Annotated in this window: 18 protein-coding genes; 8 read left to right on the top strand and 10 right to left on the bottom strand. The window is 71.6% G+C overall.

All coding sequences use genetic code 11. The features are described from left to right. Nucleotides 1-104: 104 nt before the first annotated feature. The 3 genes from ABH929_RS09960 to ABH929_RS09950 form a co-directional block, all read right to left on the bottom strand. Complete coding sequence (locus ABH929_RS09960) at nucleotides 105-1,493, bottom strand: hypothetical protein (protein WP_404561065.1); 1,389 nt, start codon at nucleotides 1,491-1,493, stop codon at nucleotides 105-107. Between the two features lie 226 nt (nucleotides 1,494-1,719). After that, entirely contained in the window at nucleotides 1,720-3,234 is a 1,515-nt protein-coding gene (locus ABH929_RS09955) for a hypothetical protein (protein ID WP_404561064.1), read from the bottom strand. 91 nt (nucleotides 3,235-3,325) lie between these two features. After that, nucleotides 3,326-4,255 (bottom strand): LysR family transcriptional regulator, encoded by a 930-nt coding sequence (locus ABH929_RS09950; protein WP_404561063.1) that lies wholly within the window; start codon nucleotides 4,253-4,255, stop codon nucleotides 3,326-3,328. A gap of 81 nt (nucleotides 4,256-4,336) precedes the next feature. On the opposite strand from ABH929_RS09950, the gene ABH929_RS09945 reads away from it, so the two are divergent. The 3 genes from ABH929_RS09945 (at nucleotide 4,337) to ABH929_RS09935 (ending at nucleotide 8,587) form a co-directional block, all read left to right on the top strand. Further along, nucleotides 4,337-7,807 (top strand): proline dehydrogenase family protein, encoded by a 3,471-nt coding sequence (locus tag ABH929_RS09945; protein ID WP_404561062.1) that lies wholly within the window; start codon nucleotides 4,337-4,339, stop codon nucleotides 7,805-7,807. A 142-nt stretch (nucleotides 7,808-7,949) separates the two neighbouring features. Next, the gene (locus ABH929_RS09940; protein ID WP_111086862.1) at nucleotides 7,950-8,390 is read left to right on the top strand and encodes a VOC family protein; all 441 of its coding nucleotides are present in this window, start codon (nucleotides 7,950-7,952) and stop codon (nucleotides 8,388-8,390) included. A gap of 47 nt (nucleotides 8,391-8,437) precedes the next feature. Beyond that, entirely contained in the window at nucleotides 8,438-8,587 is a 150-nt protein-coding gene (locus tag ABH929_RS09935; RefSeq protein WP_263092145.1) for a hypothetical protein, read from the top strand. A 25-nt stretch (nucleotides 8,588-8,612) separates the two neighbouring features. Here the strand turns inward: ABH929_RS09935 and ABH929_RS09930 are convergent, their stop codons facing one another. After that, nucleotides 8,613-9,056 (bottom strand): thioesterase family protein, encoded by a 444-nt coding sequence (locus ABH929_RS09930; RefSeq protein ID WP_205462136.1) that lies wholly within the window; start codon nucleotides 9,054-9,056, stop codon nucleotides 8,613-8,615. Next, entirely contained in the window at nucleotides 9,053-9,661 is a 609-nt protein-coding gene (locus ABH929_RS09925) for a QsdR family transcriptional regulator (RefSeq protein ID WP_144750513.1), read from the bottom strand. Before ABH929_RS09925 ends, ABH929_RS09930 begins: the two co-directional genes overlap by 4 nt. Before the next feature lie 47 nt (nucleotides 9,662-9,708). Between ABH929_RS09925 and ABH929_RS09920 the strand changes: the two genes are divergently transcribed. Continuing rightward, nucleotides 9,709-10,902 (top strand): acyl-CoA dehydrogenase family protein, encoded by a 1,194-nt coding sequence (locus ABH929_RS09920; RefSeq protein ID WP_123672576.1) that lies wholly within the window; start codon nucleotides 9,709-9,711, stop codon nucleotides 10,900-10,902. 102 nt (nucleotides 10,903-11,004) lie between these two features. On the opposite strand, the gene ABH929_RS09915 is transcribed toward ABH929_RS09920, so the two are convergent. Both ABH929_RS09915 and ABH929_RS09910 read right to left on the bottom strand, forming a co-directional pair. Then, nucleotides 11,005-13,035: an alpha/beta fold hydrolase gene (locus ABH929_RS09915; protein WP_404561060.1), complete on the bottom strand. Its 2,031-nt coding sequence runs from the start codon at nucleotides 13,033-13,035 to the stop codon at nucleotides 11,005-11,007. Next, nucleotides 13,032-13,928 (bottom strand): patatin-like phospholipase family protein, encoded by an 897-nt coding sequence (locus ABH929_RS09910; RefSeq protein ID WP_404561058.1) that lies wholly within the window; start codon nucleotides 13,926-13,928, stop codon nucleotides 13,032-13,034. The genes ABH929_RS09915 and ABH929_RS09910 overlap by 4 nt, the downstream gene beginning before the upstream one ends. 113 nt (nucleotides 13,929-14,041) lie before the next feature. On the opposite strand from ABH929_RS09910, the gene ABH929_RS09905 reads away from it, so the two are divergent. Both ABH929_RS09905 and ABH929_RS09900 read left to right on the top strand, forming a co-directional pair. Further along, nucleotides 14,042-14,851, top strand: coding sequence for a hypothetical protein (locus ABH929_RS09905; protein ID WP_404561057.1), 810 nt, complete (start codon nucleotides 14,042-14,044; stop codon nucleotides 14,849-14,851). Nucleotides 14,852-14,892: 41 nt separating this feature from the next. Then, nucleotides 14,893-15,078 carry a hypothetical protein gene (locus ABH929_RS09900; RefSeq protein WP_205462139.1) on the top strand — a complete coding sequence of 62 codons (186 nt, stop codon included), beginning with the start codon at nucleotides 14,893-14,895 and terminating at the stop codon, nucleotides 15,076-15,078. A 70-nt stretch (nucleotides 15,079-15,148) separates the two neighbouring features. On the opposite strand, the gene ABH929_RS09895 is transcribed toward ABH929_RS09900, so the two are convergent. Together ABH929_RS09895 and ABH929_RS09890 are read right to left on the bottom strand one after the other, a co-directional pair. Then, nucleotides 15,149-16,180, bottom strand: coding sequence for an NADPH:quinone reductase (locus ABH929_RS09895; protein ID WP_404561055.1), 1,032 nt, complete (start codon nucleotides 16,178-16,180; stop codon nucleotides 15,149-15,151). A 185-nt stretch (nucleotides 16,181-16,365) separates the two neighbouring features. Continuing rightward, complete coding sequence (locus ABH929_RS09890; RefSeq protein ID WP_111086871.1) at nucleotides 16,366-16,728, bottom strand: helix-turn-helix domain-containing protein; 363 nt, start codon at nucleotides 16,726-16,728, stop codon at nucleotides 16,366-16,368. A 106-nt stretch (nucleotides 16,729-16,834) separates the two neighbouring features. On the opposite strand from ABH929_RS09890, the gene ABH929_RS09885 reads away from it, so the two are divergent. After that, nucleotides 16,835-17,482 carry an NAD(P)-dependent oxidoreductase gene (locus ABH929_RS09885; RefSeq protein ID WP_404561053.1) on the top strand — a complete coding sequence of 216 codons (648 nt, stop codon included), beginning with the start codon at nucleotides 16,835-16,837 and terminating at the stop codon, nucleotides 17,480-17,482. Nucleotides 17,483-17,711: 229 nt separating this feature from the next. Here ABH929_RS09885 and ABH929_RS09880 read toward each other — a convergent pair whose 3' ends face one another. Then, on the bottom strand, nucleotides 17,712-19,034 hold the full coding sequence (locus ABH929_RS09880; RefSeq protein ID WP_404561052.1) for an MFS transporter: 1,323 nt from the start codon (nucleotides 19,032-19,034) through the stop codon (nucleotides 17,712-17,714). 183 nt (nucleotides 19,035-19,217) lie between these two features. Here ABH929_RS09880 and ABH929_RS09875 point away from each other — a divergent pair, with 183 nt between their 5' ends. Continuing rightward, entirely contained in the window at nucleotides 19,218-20,075 is an 858-nt protein-coding gene (locus ABH929_RS09875) for a LysR substrate-binding domain-containing protein (RefSeq protein WP_404561051.1), read from the top strand. Nucleotide 20,076: the final 1 nt, after the last annotated feature.

Raw genomic sequence — 20,076 nt, 5'->3', positions numbered from 1 at the left:
ACCGTCTTGATCAGAATGTGACCATGGTTGGGGGTTCCCGCACGACGGACGGGAGGCCCGCTACCAGCTGGCACCGGGCCTCCCGTCCGTTCGTCGGTCGCGTCTCAGGCGCGACGGCGGCGCAGGCGGTGGACCAGCAGGCCGCCGCCGGCGGCGAGGAGGCCGAGGGCCCACGCCAACGGCGTGGTCTCGTCGGCGCCGGTGTAGGCGAGGGAGCCGCCGGTGCCGCTCGTCGTGGTCGCGACCGCGGCCGCGGCGACGGGACGGACGGCGACGACGAACGTGGTCGAGGCGCCACCCTGGGTGATGGTGAGGCGGTGGTCCGACGCGTGCGGGAACGTCACCTTCGAGGCGTCGCCCCGGGGATCGGTGACGACCTGGTCGGACGCCACCGAGCTGGTCACCGTCGCGCCGAAGCCGGTGCCCACGGATGCCGGCGCGGTCGGGTTGCCGAACCGGTCGACGGCGAGGCCGGAGACCTCCAGCGAGCCGCCCTGCTGGACGGGGATCGACGACACGGTGCCGAGGGGCTCCCCGCCGCCGGTGAACGCGCTGATCACGCCACCGGGGGCGACCGACCACACCGTCGCGCCGGGCGTGCCGGTGTCGACGATAGCGAGGACCCCGACGGGTGCGGCCGGCAGGACGGTCAGGCGCACGTACTCCGTTGCGGTCGCGGTGCCGCGGAGAGCGACGACCTCGAAGTCGTACGTGCCCGCCGTCGTGACCGTGCTGGTGAGCACGCCGGTCTCGACGTTGACGGTGAGGTCGGGCGAGGGCGCGTCCTGGATCGCGTACGCCAGCGACCCCGTGCCGCCCGTGGTGCGGAAGGTGTGCGTGAACGTCGCGCCGGCGGTGGCGGTGAGGGCGAGCGGCTTCGCCTTCGTCGACGGCTCGGTGAAGACGACCGGCGACGGCGAGACGGTCAGCCGGACGTACTCGGTCACCTGTGTCGAGCCGCTGAGGGCGACGACCTCGAAGTCCAACGTGCCAGCGGTCGTCGGGGTACCGCTCAGCTCGCCGGTCTCGACGTTCACCGTGTAGTCCGCCGACGGGGCGTCCTGGATGGCGTACGCGACCGTGCCGTCGCCGCCCGTCGTGGTGAAGGTGTGGCTGAACGGCGTGCCGACCGTGCCGGTGAGGGCGAGCGGGGCGGCCTGGGTCGACGGCTCGGTGAACGCGAGGTCGCTGCCGTCAACCGGTGCTGCTGCCGCCGGGGTGGCGCTGTCGGTGGCCGTCGTGGCGGGGCTGGCGCTGGGTGTCCGCGTCTTCGTCGTCGGGCTGGCGCTGGGCGTCGGCGCTGGCGTCTCCGTCGGCGTCGGGACGGCGCTCGGTGTCTCGGTGGCCGTGGTGCTCGTCGGCGTCGGCTCGGTCGTCGGCGTCGCCGCCGTCGCGGACGCACCGACGCCGATGACCGAGCCGATGGCGGTGGCCGCCACGACGATGCCGATCGTCGCCGCGCGGCGGACGGGCGGCTTGGTGGACTGGTGCATGGTTCCCCCCTGGGAGTCCGGGTCGCGAGCGCCCGGTGATCGTGCGCTCGTCAGTGCTGACACTACGATTCGCGGGTTCGTTCCGATCCCGCCGGAGATCACGGTTTCATCTCGGTACTACCTGCTCTGATCTGGGGTTTCTCACAGGATCGCGCGACGACGGACGGGAGGCGCGGGCGGTCGTGCCCCGCGCCTCCCGTCCGTCAGGCGGTCGCCGTGACGTGCCTCAGCCGAGTCGGCGACGCAGGCGCCAGACGAGCAGGCCGGCGCCCGACGCCAGGAGGCCGAGGGCCCACGCGAGCGGGCCGGACTCGTCGGCACCGGTGTAGGCGAGGGTGCCCGACGCGGTCGGCGTGCGGGTGGTCGAGACCACGGTCGTCGCCGTCGGCTGCACCTCGAAGCGGATGGTGCTCGTCACGTCCCCGTAGGCCACGGTGATCGTGTGCGGCGACGCGTGGTCGAAGGTCACCCAGGTGGCCGCAGCTTCGGGGTCGTACTCGATGCGGTCGCTGGCCACGTCGCTCGTGAAGGTGAGGTCGGCGTGGTCACCGACCGGCTGCCCGTCGGCGTCCACGGCCAGGGCACGGATCTGTACCCGGTCACCCTGTCGGGCCGGGATCGCGTCGACACGCTCCGCGTCGCCGTCCGCCGGGTAGTAGGTGATCACGTCGCCCTCGACGCCCCAACGGTCACCGGACGTCTCGTCCGCGGGGAGCACCCCGACGGCGATGCCGGCGACGGCAGCGGGGGGCTCGGAGACGCGGACCGTGAACGAGGTCGAGACGCCGCCCTCGGACACCGTCAGCGTGCGGGTGCCCGGCTCCGAGAACGTCACCGTGTTCGCCGACCACTTCGGGTCCCAGACCACGCCGTCGGACGCGGTGGTGCTCGTGACGGTCGACCGCGGGTACTCGTCGCCCGGGGTGGTGCGGTTGCCCAGTGCGTCGACGGCCAGCCCCGCGAGGGTCATCGAGGCGCCGACGGTGGCGGGGACCTCCGACACCACGGTCGCACCGGTGCCACCCGGCGTGGACTCCCGGATCGTCCCGTCGGCGTCGACCTGCCAGCTGAAGTCGGAGTCCGAGCTGTCGACGCCGAACGTGACACCCACCGGCGCGCCGGGCTCGATGTCGACCTGGACGTACTGCTTGGCGGTCTGGTGCAGGTCGGTCGCAGTGACCAGGAACAGTGCGGGCCCGTCGAACGTGCTCTTCGGGGTGGCGCTCAGGACACCGGTCTGCTCGTTCCAGGACCAGCCGTTGACGTCGTTGGTCGCGTCGAAGTTCACCGGGGCGAAGAGGTACTCCAGCGGGCCGTCGCCGCCCTGGGCGGTGAAGGTGTGCGAGAACGGCTGGCCGGCGGTCGCGGTGAGGACGATCGGCGCGTCCTTGGTCGACGGCTCCGCCCAGGTGACGGGCGTCGATGCCTCGGGAGCAGGCTGTTCGGCAGCGGCGGCGGGAGTCGTCGTTTCTGGGTCCGTGGCAGGGGTGGTGGTCCCGGCCTGGGTGGGGGCGGGCGCGTCGTCCGGTGCGGCCTGCTGCGCGTCGGTGTCGGTGTCGGTGGCCGCGGTGGTTGCGTCCTGCGGTGCGGACGTGGTCGTGCTGCTCGGTGCGGCGGTCTCGTCGGTGGCCGCGGACGCGGCGCTCGCCCCGATGCCGAACGCCGACGAGGCGGTGACGATCGCGATGGCCGCTCCGATCGCCGCGTTGCGACGGAGCGTGTACTTGCAGGACTGGTTCATGGGATCCCCCTCGGATGCCTGGGCGGGACGCTCGATCAGCGTCCTCTACCCAGGGAGTGTCCGACGATGACCGGTCCTGACGTGTCGGAGGTCACGGATCGGTCACGACGTCCGTACCGGTGTCGCCCACCGCGGCGGCCGCGCGTTCGAGGGCGTGGCGGAGTGCGCGGACCGCGGGGGAGGACGACCCGGCCGACCGGACCACCGTGAAGATCGTCCGTCGGGGGTGCTCGGGCAGCTCGACCAGGCGGCACGTCGTCGTCCGACCGGTCCACATCAGGTCGGGCATCAGACTGACGGCGTTCCCGGACTCCACGAGGCGGATCTGCGTCTGCAGGTCGGCGGTCTCGTAGCGCACGTCCGGCTCGAAGCCCCAGCGACGGCAGACCTGCTCGGCGAAGTGCCGCGACGCGGTCCCGCGCGGCTCCATCACCCAGGGGAGTGCCTCGGCGTCCTCGATCGACGACACCGGAGCGAGGGCGGTGTCGATCGGGGGCAGGGCCAGCCGGACGGCGTCGGTCGTGAGGTCCTCGCGGTGCAGCCCCGGCAGGTGCGGAGCCGCGTGCGCGGGGTACTGCTCCGCGATGACCACGTCGAAGTCGCGGGCCCAGGTCTCGTGCAGTGCTGTCTCCGGCTCCCGCTGCACCATCTCGATGCGGACGTCCGGGTGCTCGGTCGCCATGGCGTGCAGGGCGTTCGGCATGAGGGCGAGGGCCGCGGACTGGAACACCGCGACGCGAATCCGGCCCTGCACGGTCGGCATGGTCTCCTCGACCTGCGACTGCGCCAGCTCGAGGACGTCCATCACGTGCCCGGCCGCCTGCACCAGGACCTCGGCCTGCGGGGTGAGCTGCAGCCGCCGACCGGCCTTCCGGAGCAGGGGCACGCCGGCCTCGCGCTCCAGGGCGCTGAGCTGCTGCGAGACCGCCGACGGGGTGAAGTTCACGGCCTCGGCGACCGCGGCGATCGTGCCCCGGATGGAGAGCTCACGGAGCAGGACGAGACGGCGGACATCGAGCACGCTGACACTGTAGCTCCGCTGAACGGTATTCATCACAAACCGTTGCTTCCGCTTCAGCATGCGGCGCTCCACACTGAACCCATGACGACCCTGCACGAGCACCCCGCCACCGACCACGACGCCCTGGCGGACCAGTCCGTCGCACTCGTCCGACACTGGCTGGCCGAGGCCGAGTCGTTCCCGGTGGACGGCTCCGCCAAGCAGCTCGCCGGGGTGCTCGCCGACCCCGCCGGTCTGGACTTCGCAGTCGGCTTCGTGGACGGCGTCGTCCGCCCGGAAGACCTCGCCGTCGCCGCCCGCAAGCTCCGGCAGATCGCGCCCGGGGCCCCCGGCTTCCTGCCCGCAGCGATGCGCGGACTCGTGCGCCTCGGTGGCGGCATGGCGCCGGTGCTGCCGGGCGTCGTCGTGCCCATCGCCCGCCGGGTGCTGCGGGGCATGGTCGGCCACCTCATCGTCGACGCGACCGACTCGAAGCTCGGCCCGGCGATCGCGAAGATCAAGCGGGACGGCGTCCGGCTCAACGTGAACCTGCTCGGCGAGGCCGTGCTGGGCGAGCGCGAGGCCGCACGCCGGCTCGAGGGGACGCACAAGCTCCTGGCGCGCGACGACGTCGACTACGTGTCGATCAAGGTCTCGTCGACCGTGCACCCGCACTCGCCGTGGGCGTTCGACCACGCCGTCGACGACATCGTCGAGCAGCTCCGCCCGCTGTTCGAGCGCGCCGCGGCCTCGACCCCGGCGAAGTTCATCAACCTCGACATGGAGGAGTACAAGGACCTCGACCTCACCATCGCGGTCTTCACGAAGCTCCTCGACGAGCCCGCGTTCCTCGATCTCGAAGCCGGCATCGTCCTGCAGGCGTACCTGCCCGACGCGCTCGCCGCGATGGAGCAGCTGCAGGAGTGGTCCGCCGCCCGCCGTGCCCGCGGCGGTGCCGGCATCAAGGTCCGCCTGGTCAAGGGCGCGAACCTGCCGATGGAGCAGGTCGAGGCCTCGGTGCACGGCTGGCCGCTCGCCACCTGGCACACCAAGCAGGACTCCGACACCAACTACAAGCGCGTGCTCGACTGGGCGCTCACCCCGTCCCGCGTCGAGAACGTCCGCGTCGGCGTCGCCGGACACAACCTGTTCGACGTCGCGCACGCGTGGCTGCTCGCCGGCGAACGCGGTGTGCGGGACGGCATCGAGTTCGAGATGCTGCTCGGCATGGCACAGGGGCAGGCCGAGGCCGTCCGCCGCACCGTCGGTTCGCTGCTGCTCTACACGCCGGTCGTCCACCCGGGCGAGTTCGACGTCGCGATCGCGTACCTGATCCGCCGCCTCGAAGAAGGTGCCTCGCAGGACAACTTCATGTCCGCGGTCTTCTCGCTCGTGTCGTCGCCGCCGCTGTTCGCCCGCGAAGAAGAGCGGTTCCGCGCCTCGCTCGTGCCGCTCGCCACTCCGGAGGGGCTCGCTGCCCCCGCGTCCCACCGCGTCGCCGACCGCTACGCGGCCGTTGGTCGCCCCGGGCCCGGCCGGTTCGAGAACACGCCGGACAGCGACCCGTCGGTCGCGTCGGTGCGTCAGTGGGGGTCGGCCATCACGGACCGGATCGCGTCGTCGACGCTCGGCGTCCGCGCCGTCCAGGAGGCCCGGGTCGACTCCGCCGCGTCGCTCGACGCGGCGCTCGCTCGCGTCCAGGCCGCCGGTGCGGTCTGGGGGACCTGGTCCGGTGCCGCTCGTGGCGCCGTGCTGCACGCCGTCGGCGACGCGCTCGAGGCGAACCGCGCAGCACTCATCGAGGTCATGGCCGCCGAGACCGGCAAGACCATCGACCAGGCCGACCCCGAGGTGTCCGAGGCGATCGACTTCGCGCACTTCTACGGCTCGCTCGCGTCCCAGCTCGACGACCTCGACGGTGCCACGTTCACCCCGGCCACGCTGACCCTCGTCGCGCCGCCGTGGAACTTCCCGGTCGCGATCCCCGCCGGCTCGACCCTGGCCGCACTCGCCGCCGGGTCCGCCGTCGTCCTCAAGCCCGCGCCGCCCGCCGAGCGCTCCGGGGCCGTCCTCGCGTCGATCATCGAGACCGCGCTCGACGCCCACGGAGCCCCGGCTGACGTGCTCGCGTTCCTGCAGGTGTCCGAGAACGACCTCGGCCAGCAGCTCATCGCCTCGCCGATGGTCGACCAGGTCATCCTCACCGGTGCCTACGAGACCGCCGAGCTGTTCCGCTCGTTCCGCTCTGACCTGCCGCTGCTCGCCGAGACCTCGGGCAAGAACGCCGTGATCGTCACCCCGTCGTCGGACCTCGACCTCGCGGTGAAGGACGTCGTCGCCTCGGCCTTCGGACACGCCGGCCAGAAGTGCTCGGCCGCGTCACTCGTGGTGATGGTCGGCTCGGTCGCGAAGTCGAAGCGCTTCCGCAACCAGCTCCTCGACGCCGTGTCCTCGCTCACCGTCGGCTACCCGACCGACGCCGCGACGCAGATGGGCCCGGTCATCGAGCCGGCGTCGGGCAAGCTGCTCGACGGCCTGACGACGCTCGGCGCGGGCGAGTCCTGGGCCGTCGAGCCGAAGCGGCTCGACGAGACCGGCAAGCTCTGGAGCCCCGGTGTCCGTCAGGGCGTCCGACGCGGCTCGGAGTTCCACCGCACCGAGTACTTCGGTCCGATCCTCGGCATGATGACCGCCGACACCCTCGACGAAGCAATCGACATCGTCAACGAGGTCGACTACGGCCTGACCTCGGGCCTGCACTCGCTCGACCCGGCCGAGATCGGCACCTGGCTCGAGCGGATCCAGGCGGGCAACCTCTACGTCAACCGCGGCATCACGGGCGCCATCGTCCGTCGGCAGCCGTTCGGTGGCTGGAAGAAGTCGGCCGTCGGCGCGGGCACGAAGGCCGGCGGGCTGAACTACCTGCTCGGGCTGGGGTCGTGGGCGCCCGCTGCGTCGACTGCGTCGGCTGTTCCATCCGCCGCGGTGCATGCGTTCGTCCGGGCGACCGAGGTCACGTCGCCTGTGCTCGACCGGTCGCTGGCATCGGACGAGCAGGCCATGTCGACGCTGTTCGGCACCGCGACCGACGTCTCGGCCCTCACCGCCGAGCGGAACATCGCGCGGTACCTGCCGTTCCCGTCGGTGCACGTGCGGCTCGCTGCGGTTGCAGGCTCCGACGCTGACGCCTCGGTGGTCGAGCTCGTGCGCGTCGTTGCCGCCGCACTCCGAGCCGGCACGACGATCGAGGTGTCGACGGTCGCGGCGCTGCCCGAGTCCGTCGCTTCGGCGATCCGCTCGCTGCCCATCGCCCGGTCCGTCTCGCAGTCGGTCTCCGACGAGTCCTTCGTGTCGTCCATCGCGGCGGGCCCGTCGACCCGTGTGCGGCTCATCGGCGGCAACACGTCGGCGCTGTACTCGGCGGTCGGCGGGCGTCCGGACGTCGCGGTGTACGGCGGCCCGGTGACGGAGGCCGGTCGGCTCGAGATACTGCCGTTCGTCCGTGAGCAGGCGGTCTCGATCACGGCGCACCGCTTCGGCACGCCGAACCACCTGACCGACGAGCTCGTCTAGCGTCTCCGCGCGGCTCACCGCTGTCCGCTCGCCGCACGGCCACGGGTACTTCGGAGGGGCAGAGCGTTGCCTCGGGTGCGCGTCGCAACCACGGCGCGCACCCGGCGGCCCTGCGTCGGGTCGAACCCGGAGGAGCTCCACCATGACCGAACCGTTCGCACGCCCCACCGCCCTGGCCCACGTCCGCGTCACGGTGACCGACATCCACCGCAGCAAGGCCTTCTACCAGCAGCTGCTCGGCACCGACCCGGCGATCGACTTCAGCGACCAGGTCGACGAGCCCGGCGTGCGCGAGGACCGCGAACGCTTCTACGGCGGCTCCGTGTTCCAGCTCGGCGACCAGGTGTTCGGACTCCGCCCGGTCGCCCCGGCGGGGCAGACGTTCAACCCGGACACCGTCGGTCTCGACCACGTCAGCTTCGTCGTGGGGTCGGTCGACGAGCTGCACCAGGCGGCCGCACGCCTCGACGCCGCAGGGGTCGAGCACGGCGAGGTCACCGACCTCGGCGACGCCGGCATGGTGATCCTGTCCGTGCAGGACCCCGACGACATCAACCTCGAGCTCGCTGCCCTCAAGTCCTGAGCAGTTCTCGGGCCGCGGGCTAGCATGGGGCGACGAGAGGGGACGTCATGCGCTTCGTGCAGGCCATCGGCCGGGGGATCGGCTTCGTGTTGTCGACCGTTGCGAAGGTGCTCGGGACCCTGAACGGCGCGAAGCCCGCGGGCGACGACCTCGCCGTGCGGCTGAACCAGCCGCGCGGTGACGACTACCGCCCCTGACGCGTTCTCTGCGCCGCGCGCAGCGTCAGTCGGCGACGGCGGGCTCCGGGGCGACCATCGTGCCGGTGACGAGCGCGCGGAGCGACTCCGGCAGGGGGATCGGTCGGCGGGCACCCTCGCGGTCGATGATGACGTGCGCGAATTCTCCGGTGGCGAGCAGGGCGCCGTCGGACTGACGGAACAGGCCGAACTCCCACGACAGGCTGGTGTTGCCGAGGTGCTTGGACCGCATCCCGACCTCGATGACGTCCGGCCACACGGCGGACTCGACGAACCGGCAGCTCGACGACACCAAGACCGCGATCCACTCCGACGTGAAGGGGTCGAGGCCAGCTTCCTCGCGGAACCAGTACGTCGACGCGTTGTCCATCGCCGAGTAGTAGATCGTGTTGTTGACGTGCCCGAACATGTCGTTGTCGTTCCACCGAGTGGGGTAGAGGCGGCGGAACGGGTACTCGTCGATGGTCATCGGTCTCCGATCGGAGGTGCGGGTGTGGCGTGATCGGCGGCGGGGCGCAGCACGTACTCGAACGCGGCGCGTGCCCGGACGGGGTCGGGGGCCTCGCCGGAGATGAACTCAGCGTAGGTGAACGACTCTGAGATCCGGACGAGCAGCCTTGCCAGCTCCTCGGAGGACAACGGCGCCGGATCGAACTCGCCGGACGACTGCTCCTCGACCACGAGCGCGGTGACCCGCTCGACGAACCGGCTCTGCACGTCGCTCTCCGAGGTGGTCAGCAGGCGCATCGCCCGCGCGGGCTCGCGGGTCAGGAAGGCGCGGAAGTAGGTGGCCTCGATGAGGTCGGCGGTGAACCGGTCGAGCACGTCGACGATGCGCGCCGCTCCGGACGACCCGATCGTGTCGGCAGCACGGGACGCCCGGTCGAGCGTCGGGACTGCGAGGGACCACAGGATCTCGGACAGCAACCGGTCACGGTTGCCCACCCACCGGAACAGCGACGTACGGTCCACGCCGAGTGCGGCAGCCAACGCGCCCATGTCGATCCGTGAGCCGTCGATGAACGTGTGGCGGGCCTCCCGGAAGGCGCGCAGCGCAGAATCCGATGTGTACACGCGGTCCTCTCTTGCAACGTTTTCGAGAATGATGCATCGTTGGTTCCATGTCAACGCTGACGCCCACGACGGGCCTCCTCGAATCGGACTTCTACGGCTTCCAACAACAGCTGACCGAGCCGGAGCGGGCGTCGATCGGGCGGCTCCGCGAGTACCTCGAGCGCGAGGTCGCGCCCATCGCCGACGGGTACTGGGCACGCGCCGAGTTCCCGATGCAGGTGATCGCGCCCCTCGCCGAGCTCGGCATGTACGGGCCGGGTATCCCGCTCGTTCGCCAGTTCGAGAACTCGGCGGTGTACCGCGGGTGGGCGGCGCTCGAGCTCGGACGCGTCGACGCCAGCGTCGCGACGTTCATCGGTGTGCAGTCGGGTCTGGCGATGAACTCGATCGCCGTCGCCGGAAGCGAGGAACAGCAGCGCGAGTGGCTGCCGCGCATGGCCGCCGGCGAACTCATCGGGGCGTTCGGCCTGACCGAACCGCTGTCCGGCAGCGACTCCGCCCGTGGCCTGCGCACCACCGCACGCCGCGACGGCGACACGTGGGTGCTCGACGGTGAGAAGCGCTGGATCGGCAACGCCACCTTCGCCGACGTCGTCGTCATCTGGGCGAAGGACGTCGCCGACGAGCAGGTGAAGGGCTTCCTGGTCACCACCGACACCCCCGGCTTCACCGCCACCAAGATCGAGGACAAGATCGCGCTGCGTGGGGTGCAGAACGCCGACATCGTCATGCAGGGGGTGCGGGTGCCGGAGTCGCGTCGACTCCAGCGCGCCGACTCGTTCCGTTCGACGGCGGAGGTGCTCCGCCTGACCCGCACCGAGGTGGCCTGGCAGGCCGTCGGCATCGCGGTCGGCGCCTACGAAGCAGCCCTCGCCTACGCCCGCGAGCGGATCCAGTTCGGCAAGCCGATCGCGTCGCACCAGCTCGTGCAGGACCTGCTCGTGAAGTCGCTGTCGAACATCACCGCTTCGATCGCGCTCTGCACGCAGGCTTCGGCCATGCAGGACGCCGGCGTCGGGGGCGACGAGCACTCCGCCCTGGCGAAGGCGTTCGCGACCGCGAAGATGCGCGAGACCGTCGGCTGGTGCCGCGAGGTGCAGGGCGGCAACGGCATCGTGCTCGACAAGGGGGTCGCCCGGTTCTTCGCGGACGCCGAGGCGATCTACTCGTACGAGGGCACGCGCGAGGTGAACACGCTCATCGTCGGGCGGGCGATCACGGGCCAGGCCGCGTTCGTCTAGCGCGGGCGGACCCGGGTCGGTCGGGCGGATCCGACCCGGAACGACGTTCTCGATGTCGTGCGACGTCGATCGTGTCGTTCCGGGTCGACCGCCACGCCCGCGCTACCCGAGCAGCTCCGGTCGCTCCCACTCTTGGCCGAGCACGTGCTGCCCGAGGAACGCGAACACCGTCTCGTACCAGACCACGGCGTGCTGCGGCGAGAGCACCCAGTGGTTCTCGTCCGGGAAGTACAGGAACCGGTGCGGCATCGTGCCGTCGTCGGCCGCGTGGTGCTCGGCGAGTTCGGACCACAGTCGCAGCCCCTCGCCGATCGGCACCCGGTAGTCCTTGTCGCCGTGGACGACGAGCATCGGTGACGTGATGTCCGCCACGAAGCGGTGCGGGTCGTTGGCCTCGATGCCGGCGGCGTCGAAGATCGACGACCAGTACTGCGACGAGTCCGTGGTGCCGTTGAACTGGTCGAGCGCCCACAGGCTGGCGTGCGTGACGATCGCGCGGAACCGGTCGGTGTGCCCGGCGACCCAGTTGGCCATGTAGCCGCCGAACGAGCCGCCCATCGCCGCCGTACGGGCCTCGTCGATGTCCGCTCGGGCCTCGACCACGTCCGTGATCGCCATCAGGTCGGTGTACGGCGCCTGCCCCCACGCGTTCCACCCACGGTTCACGAAGTCGAGCCCGTAGCCGGTCGACAGCGCTGGGTCCGGCAGCAGCACGGCGTACCCGCGCGCCGCCAGGAGCATCGGGTTCCACCGCCACGACCACTGGTTCCACGAGTTGAGCGGCCCGCCGTGGATCCAGAGCAGCAGCGGGTGCGGGCCGTCACCCTCCGGCACGACCAGCCAGCCGCGCACGCGCACGCCGTCGGCCGCGGTCGTCTCGACCTCTTCCAGGTGCGCGGGGACCTCTGGCAGGGGCGCGGGCGTCGCGAGCGGGGTCACCACGCCGTCGGTCGCGATCCGCACGGGGTGCAGCGGCGCCGCCCAGGAGGCCCGGAGCGCCACGACCACACCGCTCGCCTCCGCCACGCGCAGGCTCGAGTACGCCCAGTCGTCGTGGGTCAGCTGTTCGACGGCTGCGCCGTCGAGCGGGATGCGGAACACGGGTGCCCGGCCGTCCTGGTCGGCAACGGCGAGCAGTGCCCGGTCGCCGTGCTCGAACACGAGCTCGCTCGGCCAGCGGTCCCAGTCGGTGGCGATGCGGCGCGGGTCCGAGCCGTCGATGCCGGCGGTCCAGACCTCTTGCTGGTTCGCACCGGCGGGGGTGGAGCGCACCGTCCGGACCCACGCGATCGTGCGGCCGTCATGGCTCAGGGTGGGCATCTCGTGGTCGACGTCGACGTCGTCGAACAGCACCGTGCGGTGGCCGCTCGTGCAGTCGATCGTGACGAGCGTCGAGCGGTCCCCACGGGCCTCCCGGACGCCCACGGCTGCCAACAGGACGGACCCGTCGGGCGTGAGTGCCCCGGTGACGTGGTCCAGTGACCGGGCGGGTGCCGGCGTGCGGTCGACGGGCTGCGCGAGTTCGTCTGATCCGCCGGCCGTGTCGAGCGTGAGGACGTGCGTCTGGTCCGGGCCGAGGTCGTGGTCCCAGTACCGGACCGGGTACGTCTCGTGCAGGATCGCGCGGACCTTCTTGTCCGCGCGGGCCTTGCGGAGCGCTGCGTCGGCGTCGATGACCGCGGCCGGGTCGGTACCGGCACCGGGGAGCAGGTCGGCGGTGAGCGCGACGGTGTCGGCGGCCCCTGCGGTCGCGAGCACGCCGCCGACCCCGCCGGTGAGCCGCGTGAGGGGGCGGGCCTCACCACCGGCTGCCGGCAGGACCCAGAGCTGGGCAGCCTCGACGTCGGTGGCGTCGGCGTCGGGGCGGGCGGAGACGAAGAGCAGGTCGCCGGTGCGGGTGAAGGCGATGCCGCCCTCGCCCTTGGCGGACCGGGTGAGGCGGACGGGGGACGCGGGTGCGCCACCATCGCCCTTGCCGGCTGGCACCTGCCAGATCGAGCGCCGGTATCCGGTGTGATCCGGGTCGAGCGCACTGACCGTCAGGGCGACGCGCTCTCCGTCCGGACTGATCGCGATGCCGTCGACCCGGGGGAGCGCGATGTACTGGTCGAGTTCGGAGAACGGCGTCGTCATGCGACCACGCTCACCAGGTCATCGGCCCAGAAGGCGGCGATCTGCTCGGCGACCGCTGTGCCCTGGGCGCGGCCGGCCTCGGCCGAGGGAGCCTGGGTGGCCAGTGAGAGCGAGTTCGTGCCGAAGGCTTCCTGCGCGGTGCTGTCGGCCACGACGACCTCGACCGAGCTGCCGCCGGCGCGGAGCGACTCGACCGCGACGTCGAGCCACGGGCCGACCGGAGACGGACCCTCGGGACCGCAGGCGATGACGAGGACACGCTCGTGTCCGGCGGCGGCGTCGGCGTTCGTGCCGGAGCGGACCCCGCCGTCGACGTACGGTCGCCCCTCGATGCCGACGGGCGACCACACGAACGGCACGGAGCAGCTCGCGGCGACCGCGAGGGGGAGCGGGACGCCGTCGGCCGCGGTCAGCAGCCGGAACGTGCCGTCGGTGGCGTCGACCGCGGTGATCGCGAGCGGCTTGGCCGGCCAGTCGGTGGACGGCAGGGTCTCGGCGAAGGTCGCCACGCGCTCGTCGTCGGACTGTCCGTCGGTGACCTGCTGGGCGGCGAGGCCGAGGCGGGCGCGGGCGTCCTGCTCGCCGGTCGCCCCCTCGAGCGCGGCACCGATCCGCTGCTGGACGGCGTCGGTGTCGATGGCCGGCGGCTCGACGTAGGTCGTCGGTGCGGGAGTGTGCTGCTGGTCGTACGCCTGCTGCACCGCGCGGTTCCGGACGAATGCGCCGACGACGCTGCCGGCGCTCGTGCCGACGACGAGGTCAGCAGCGTCGAGGTCGACGCCGGCGTCCTGCAGGGCGGACAGCACCCCGACCTCCCACGCGATCCCGGCGACGCCACCACCGCCCAGGACGAGGGCTCTGGATCCGGGAACGGGCGTGCTGGCATCGGTCATGGGTCTTGCTTACCAGCTGCGTGCGACGGGCCGGTGGAGGCCGACAGATCCTGTGGAGAACCGACCTGTGGACAACTCCGTCTGCGTCGGTGGCGTGACCTAGCGTCGTGGTCATGGGGCAACAGCGTTCAGGACGGGTCGGCACGGTCGGGTGGCCGATCGTGGTGGCGGCCGCGCCCACTGCGGCGTTCCAGCTGCCGAACCTGTTCGCCACCCCGGCGGTCCGACTGTCGCTCGTCGTGTTCGGGCTCGTCGTGCTGGCCGGTGCCGTGGCGGTGCAGGTGGTCCGGACCCGACGCAGCGACGCTGCGCGGTCGGTGGCCGAGGAGAACGCGACCGCGGCCGAACTCGAACAGTCGACGGCGGTCCGCTACGCGTTCGGCCAGATCGCCACCCGGCTCGTCCGGTTCACCGAACTGCCCCGTTCCGAGCGCCACGCCGAACTCTCCGTCGTCGCCGACCGCGTCGCCGTGGCCCTGGCGTTCTACCTGCTGCCGAAGGTGCCCGACGTCCGCGCCAACGTGTACCAGCTGTCCACCGATCTGCGTGCGCTCGAGCCGATCGGTCACGGCGGCGCCGGCGACACCGCCGGGGTCTTCCGCGCGGGCACGCCCTACGGCGACCGCAACCTCGAGTGGGTGCTGGTCGGGGGATCGCCCCGGATCGTCGGCGACCGCTCGGCCGACGTCGACGTGGACCAGGACGCGCCGGGCTTCGAACCGCGCTACTCGTCGTACGTCTCGGTGGTGATCCGATCCGACCAGTACTCGTTCGGCATGCTCACCGTCGACTCCCCGGTCCCCGACGCCTTCACCGAACTCGACGCCAAGAACATCGCGATGATGGCGTCGTTCATGGCCGTGGCGTTCTCGTTGACCTACTCGTTCCCCGAGCGCGACCGCAATCCAAGGAAAGGCCCGTGATGCTCACACGCTCTGTCGGACGCTCGACGTACGATGCCCTCATGACGACCGTGAACCCTGCTCCGCCGTCGTTCGGGCGTGCCCGGATCTCATCGCCCAACTGGAACGACACCACCACCGACGCCGACTACGAAGACCTCGACGTCATCGCCGCCAACCTCGAGCGCGAGCGCGAAGCAGCCCGGATCCGGGTCGCCGCAGCCATCGCCGCGCGCCTGGGTCGCTGACCCTTCCCGCATCGTCCACGACGAACGGCTCCCACGGGTGTGGGAGCCGTTCGTCGTCTGGGCGTCGAGGCTACTGCGCCTCGGGAACGTCGATCAGCACCTTGCCGACGGTGTCCTGCTCGACGGCGTCGTGTGCGTCCGCGGTGCGGGCGAGGTCGAAGCGGGTGAGCGGCAGACCCGCGTCCGCGCCGACCGGCAGCACGCCGTCGTGCAGCGCCTCGGTGACGTCCTCGGCCGCGGCGGCCAGGGCCTCGTCGCCGATCGTGTAGAGCAGCAGGAACTGGTAGCGCGCGTTCACGCTCATGTTCGGGCGGATCGGCAGAGTCGCCTCGTCGCCGCCGTTGTTCGCGTAGATCGACACGACGCCGTGGTTCGCGAGGACGTCGGCGACCAGTTCGGCGTTCTGGGGGATCGACACCTCGACGACGATGTCGACGCCGTCCGGCGCGATCTCACGGATGCGGGTCGCGGCGTCGTCCTGTCGGTAGTTCACGACGTGGTGGGCACCCGCCGCAGTGGCGAGGGAGGCCTTGTCGTCCGAGCTGATCGTCGTGATCACCGTCGCGCCGGCCCAACGGGCGAGCTGGATCGCCGCGTGCCCCACCGCTCCGGCACCCCCGGCGACGAGCACCGTGACGCCGTCGAGCGCACCGGGGCCGAGTCGTGCGGGGCCGTCCTCGTGCGTCGTGAGGGCGCGGTGCGCGGTCATCGCCGGGACACCGAGCGAGGCGCCGACGTCGAAGCTCCGCTCGTCGGGCAGGCGGACCGCGCGGGTCTCCGGCACGACGGTGTACTCCTGCGCGGTGCCCGTCGGGCGCGAGGCGGCGGCCATGAAGAGCCACACGCGGTCGCCGACGGCGAGTTCCTCGACACCCGGTCCGACCGCGTCGACGACACCGGCGCCGTCCTGGTTCGGGGTGATCTCGGGGAAGGGCAGGCCGTCGCCGTAGGTGCCGCCCGCCCGTGCCTTCCAGTCCGTGGGGTTCACGCCGGAGACGACGACGCGGACGCGGACCTCGCCGGCGCCGGGTTCGGGCACGTCCCGCTCGACGAGTTCGAGGACGCTGCTGTCACCGGGCTTCGTGTAGACGATCGATCGCATGTCCCCAGGCAACCACTTGCCGCCGTCGGGGATTCCGAGTGTGGGCGTGGCGGCACTTCGTGAGCAGGAATGGTCGAGTGGGCGCTGCCGACCCGACCATTTCTGCTCACGAAGCGCCCCGACGCGCGCCGCACCCCCCCGCCCCGCCGCCCGCGCCCCGTCGCCGCACCGCCGCCCGCGCCGGGTCAGCGCGCGTCGTACTCCACGCGCGACACCGCGACGTCGTCCATGTGCGACGTCGCCCACGCCTCGAGCGGCTCGAGCACCCGACGGAGCGACCGGCCGCGATCGGTCAATTCGTACTCGACGTGCGGCGGGATCTCGGGGAACACCGTGCGGGTGACGAGTCCGTCTCGCTCTAGCGCCCGGAGGGTCTGCGTGAGCATCTTCTGCGACACCCCCTGCACCCGGTTCGCGATCGCCGAGTACCGTTGCGGCCCGTCGGCGAGGGTGCCGATCGTCAGCACACTCCACCGGTCGCCGATGCGGTCGAGCAGCTGCCGGCTAGGGCAGTCCGCCGCGTAGGGGCTGTACTCGAGTGCTGACATCCTGGCCTCCGTAACGCGAGCTCCGTAACGCACCGCGAGGTGCCTACTTACTCAAAGAGAGTAACTCTTGTACGGTGAGCAGCACCAGCCCCACGAAAGGAACAGCATGACCAGCATCGTCGTCTTCGGAGGCACCGGCTACGCCGGCTCCGCCATCACCCGCGAAGCCCTCTCCCGTGGCATCGCCGTCACCGCCGTCGCCCGCGACACGAGCAAGCTCGACGCCGCCGAGGGCCTGACCCTGGCGCAGGGCGACGCCTTCGACGCCGACTTCGTGGCCGAGGTCACGAAGGACGCCGACGTCGTCGTCGTCGCACTGCACGCCGTCCAGGCCGACGGCAGTGAGCTCAAGGACCGGTTCCAGCACTTCGTCGACGCTGCGGCCAGTGCCGGTGCGCGTCTCGGCATCGTGGGCGGCGCCGGTTCGCTGCTCGTCGCCGACGGTGGACCGCGCCTGTTCGACTCGGCCGAGTTCCCGGACGCGTTCAAGGGCGAGGCGAAGAGCCACGCGCAGATCCTCGACGCGCTCCGTGCCTCGGACACCGACGTCGACTGGTTCTACGTCAGCCCGGCCGCCGGCTACGGCAGCTACAACCCGGGCGAGCGTCGTGGCGCCTACCGCACGACCGACGAGGTCCTGCTGACCGACGCCGACGGCAACTCGGACATCTCCGGCGACGACTTCGGCCTGGCCTTCGTCGACGAGATCGCGAACCCGGCGCACCACCAGGCGCGTTTCGGCGTCGCCTACTGAGGCAACCGCTCGCGGGACGGGACGGGACGGGACGGGCGTGGCGGGGCCGCCCCGAGCCTCCCGCCCGTCCCGGACCGCGTCCGCGCCCCGTCGCGGGCATTGCGCCCCTGTGAGTCGGGGCGCGACGCCCGCAACGGGGCGCAACGCCTTGGCGCGTGCCGGACGGGAGGCCCGTGGCGATGCCGCCACGGGCCTCCCGTCCGCGGGGTGGGCGCGTCTACCGCCCCGCTCAGTGCGCGACGATGGCCGGCAGCGGCACGTGGTGGCGCATGCGCACGGCGAGGTGCAGGCCACCGCGGCGGGCGAGGACGAGCGCGATCACGGCGGCGGCCGCGGCGGGCACCCCACCGGCGACCATCATCCCGACATGCGCCCCGAAGTGGTCGACGACCTGGCCCATGAGCGGCCCGCCGATCGCCTGGCCGCCGAGCAGCACGAGCACGTAGAGCGACATCACCCGGCCGCGGATCGCCACGTTCGACGACAGCTGCACGAGCGAGTTCGACGCGGTCTGGAACAGCAGCTGCGACATCCCGACGGCGACGAGCGCCACGGTGAACGGCGCGATCACGGGGATGGACCCGGAGACCACGAGCAGCACCCCGGTCCAGAACACCCCGCCGACGATGGTCCGGAGCCGCACGACCGCCCGACGTGTGGAGAGCAGCGCACCGACGAGCGCGCCGATCGCCACGGCCGAGTTGAACACGCCGTACCCGGCGGCGCCGACGTCGTACACCTGTGACGCGAAGGCCGACAGCAGCACGGGCATCGTCAGCGCGAACACCGAGAAGAACGCGACGAGGATCACCGGCACGATGATCGTGGGCTTGTTCACGGCGTACCGGAGCCCCTCGATCAGCTGCCCCTTGCCGCGGGGTGCCGGGGGCGTCCGGTGCAGCTCCGAGACCTTCAGGAACCCGAGCGTCACGACGACGGCGACGCAAGCGATCGCGTTCACGCCGAACGACCAGCCGGCCCCGACGGCGACGAGCAGTGCGCCGGAGAGCGCCGGGCCGATCATGCCGCCCAGCTGGAACACCGACGAGTTCACGCTGATCGCGTTGCGGAGGTGCTGGTGGCCGACGATCTCGGTGACGAACACCTGGCGAGCCGGGTTGTCGATCACGGTGACCATGCCGACCAGGAACGCGATCACCCAGATGTGCCAGGCCTCGACCACCCAGGCGAGCGTCAGCACGGCGAGCAGCGCGGACAGCACCGCGAAGGCACCCTGCGTGATCATCATCAGCGCGCGCTTCGAGAACCGGTCGACGAGCACGCCGCCGAGCAGCCCGAACAGCAGCATCGGCGCGAACTGGCAGGCGACGGTGATGCCGACCTGCGCGACCGAGCCGGTCAGCTGCAGGACGAGCCAGTCCTGGGCGATGCGCTGCATCCACCCGGCGGTCATCGCGACGAGGTTGGTGGCCGTGAACAGCCGGAAGTTCGGCACGGACAGGGCGATGAGGGTGTGGCGCCAGGGCGGGCGGGTCGCCTGGATCGGGAGTGGTTCGGTGGGCGGGGGGAGGGTCGTCGATGACGCACTCACGGTGAGGGGTTCTCCGGACGTCGTTGCGGATCTGGTACCCCAACGAAACTACGTGGCCGCGCGCCATTCGACACCCCTATGGTGGCTATCAATCCATTGCGATGTCGAATGACCGCGCGAATGACCTCGCGAACGACCGCGCGAACGACCGCGCGGACGACCGTGCGAACGAACGAGGTGCCCGTGCTCGATCCGGTCTTGCTGCAGACCTTCCTGGCCGTCGCCGAGACGCAGAGCTTCACGCAGGCTGGTGCCCGCCTCGGCATCAGCCAGCCCACCGTCTCCCAGCACGTCCGGCGGCTCGAGACCGCCGTGTCCCGCACGCTCGTCGCCCGCGACACCCGCGGCGTCACCCTCACCGACAACGGCGACGCGATGGCCGGCTTCGCCCGGACGATCCTCGCGGCGCACGCCACCGCGGACGCGTACTTCTCCGGGTCGGCGACGCGCGGGCGCCTCCGGTTCGGTGCGGCCGACGACCTCGCGATCACGCAGTTGCCGCGCATCCTCCGCGACTTCCGGCGGCTGCACCCGCAGGTGAACCTCGAGCTGACGGTGAACCAGTCGTCGCCGCTCCTGCGCCGAGTGCACGCCGGCCAGCTCGACCTGGTGTTCATCAAGCAGACCGCGGGCGAGTCCGCCGAGGGGACCCGGGTCGCGACCGATCAGATGGTGTGGATGGCGCAGGACGGCATCGCGGTCGAACGCGACGAGCCCGTGCCGCTCATCGCGTACCAGGCGCCGAGCATCAGCCGGCAGATGGCGATCGACGCCCTCGAATCAGCCGGCCGCACCTGGCGGATCACCTGCAACACCCGCGACGTCAACGGCGTGCTGGCGGCTGTGCGGGCGGGGATCGGTGTGGCGGTGTTCCCGCACTCGCTCATCCCGGCGGACCTGGTGAAGGTGTCGCAGCGGCTCGGACTGCCGGACCTGCCGGCGGTCGACTACGTCCTCATCGCCAACCCGACGGTGCAGCGCGAGCCGATCGACGCCCTGACGAACGCGATCCTGTCCCGTGGGGTCGTCCGCGCGGTCTGAC

Source organism: Curtobacterium sp. AB7, from assembly GCF_044909335.1.
Lineage (GTDB): Bacteria > Actinomycetota > Actinomycetes > Actinomycetales > Microbacteriaceae > Curtobacterium.
This window is presented reverse-complemented; position numbering and strand designations above follow the sequence as displayed.

Coding starts and splice junctions, on each gene's coding strand:
- ABH929_RS09960 (WP_404561065.1), bottom strand. CDS start 1,493: ATGCACCAGTCCACCAAGCCGCCCGTCCGCCGCGCGGCGACGATCGGC.
- ABH929_RS09955 (WP_404561064.1), bottom strand. CDS start 3,234: ATGAACCAGTCCTGCAAGTACACGCTCCGTCGCAACGCGGCGATCGGA.
- ABH929_RS09945 (WP_404561062.1), top strand. CDS start 4,337: ATGACGACCCTGCACGAGCACCCCGCCACCGACCACGACGCCCTGGCG.
- ABH929_RS09940 (WP_111086862.1), top strand. CDS start 7,950: ATGACCGAACCGTTCGCACGCCCCACCGCCCTGGCCCACGTCCGCGTC.
- ABH929_RS09935 (WP_263092145.1), top strand. CDS start 8,438: ATGCGCTTCGTGCAGGCCATCGGCCGGGGGATCGGCTTCGTGTTGTCG.
- ABH929_RS09930 (WP_205462136.1), bottom strand. CDS start 9,056: ATGACCATCGACGAGTACCCGTTCCGCCGCCTCTACCCCACTCGGTGG.
- ABH929_RS09920 (WP_123672576.1), top strand. CDS start 9,709: ATGTCAACGCTGACGCCCACGACGGGCCTCCTCGAATCGGACTTCTAC.
- ABH929_RS09915 (WP_404561060.1), bottom strand. CDS start 13,035: ATGACGACGCCGTTCTCCGAACTCGACCAGTACATCGCGCTCCCCCGG.
- ABH929_RS09910 (WP_404561058.1), bottom strand. CDS start 13,928: ATGACCGATGCCAGCACGCCCGTTCCCGGATCCAGAGCCCTCGTCCTG.
- ABH929_RS09905 (WP_404561057.1), top strand. CDS start 14,042: ATGGGGCAACAGCGTTCAGGACGGGTCGGCACGGTCGGGTGGCCGATC.
- ABH929_RS09900 (WP_205462139.1), top strand. CDS start 14,893: ATGACGACCGTGAACCCTGCTCCGCCGTCGTTCGGGCGTGCCCGGATC.
- ABH929_RS09895 (WP_404561055.1), bottom strand. CDS start 16,180: ATGCGATCGATCGTCTACACGAAGCCCGGTGACAGCAGCGTCCTCGAA.
- ABH929_RS09890 (WP_111086871.1), bottom strand. CDS start 16,728: ATGTCAGCACTCGAGTACAGCCCCTACGCGGCGGACTGCCCTAGCCGG.
- ABH929_RS09885 (WP_404561053.1), top strand. CDS start 16,835: ATGACCAGCATCGTCGTCTTCGGAGGCACCGGCTACGCCGGCTCCGCC.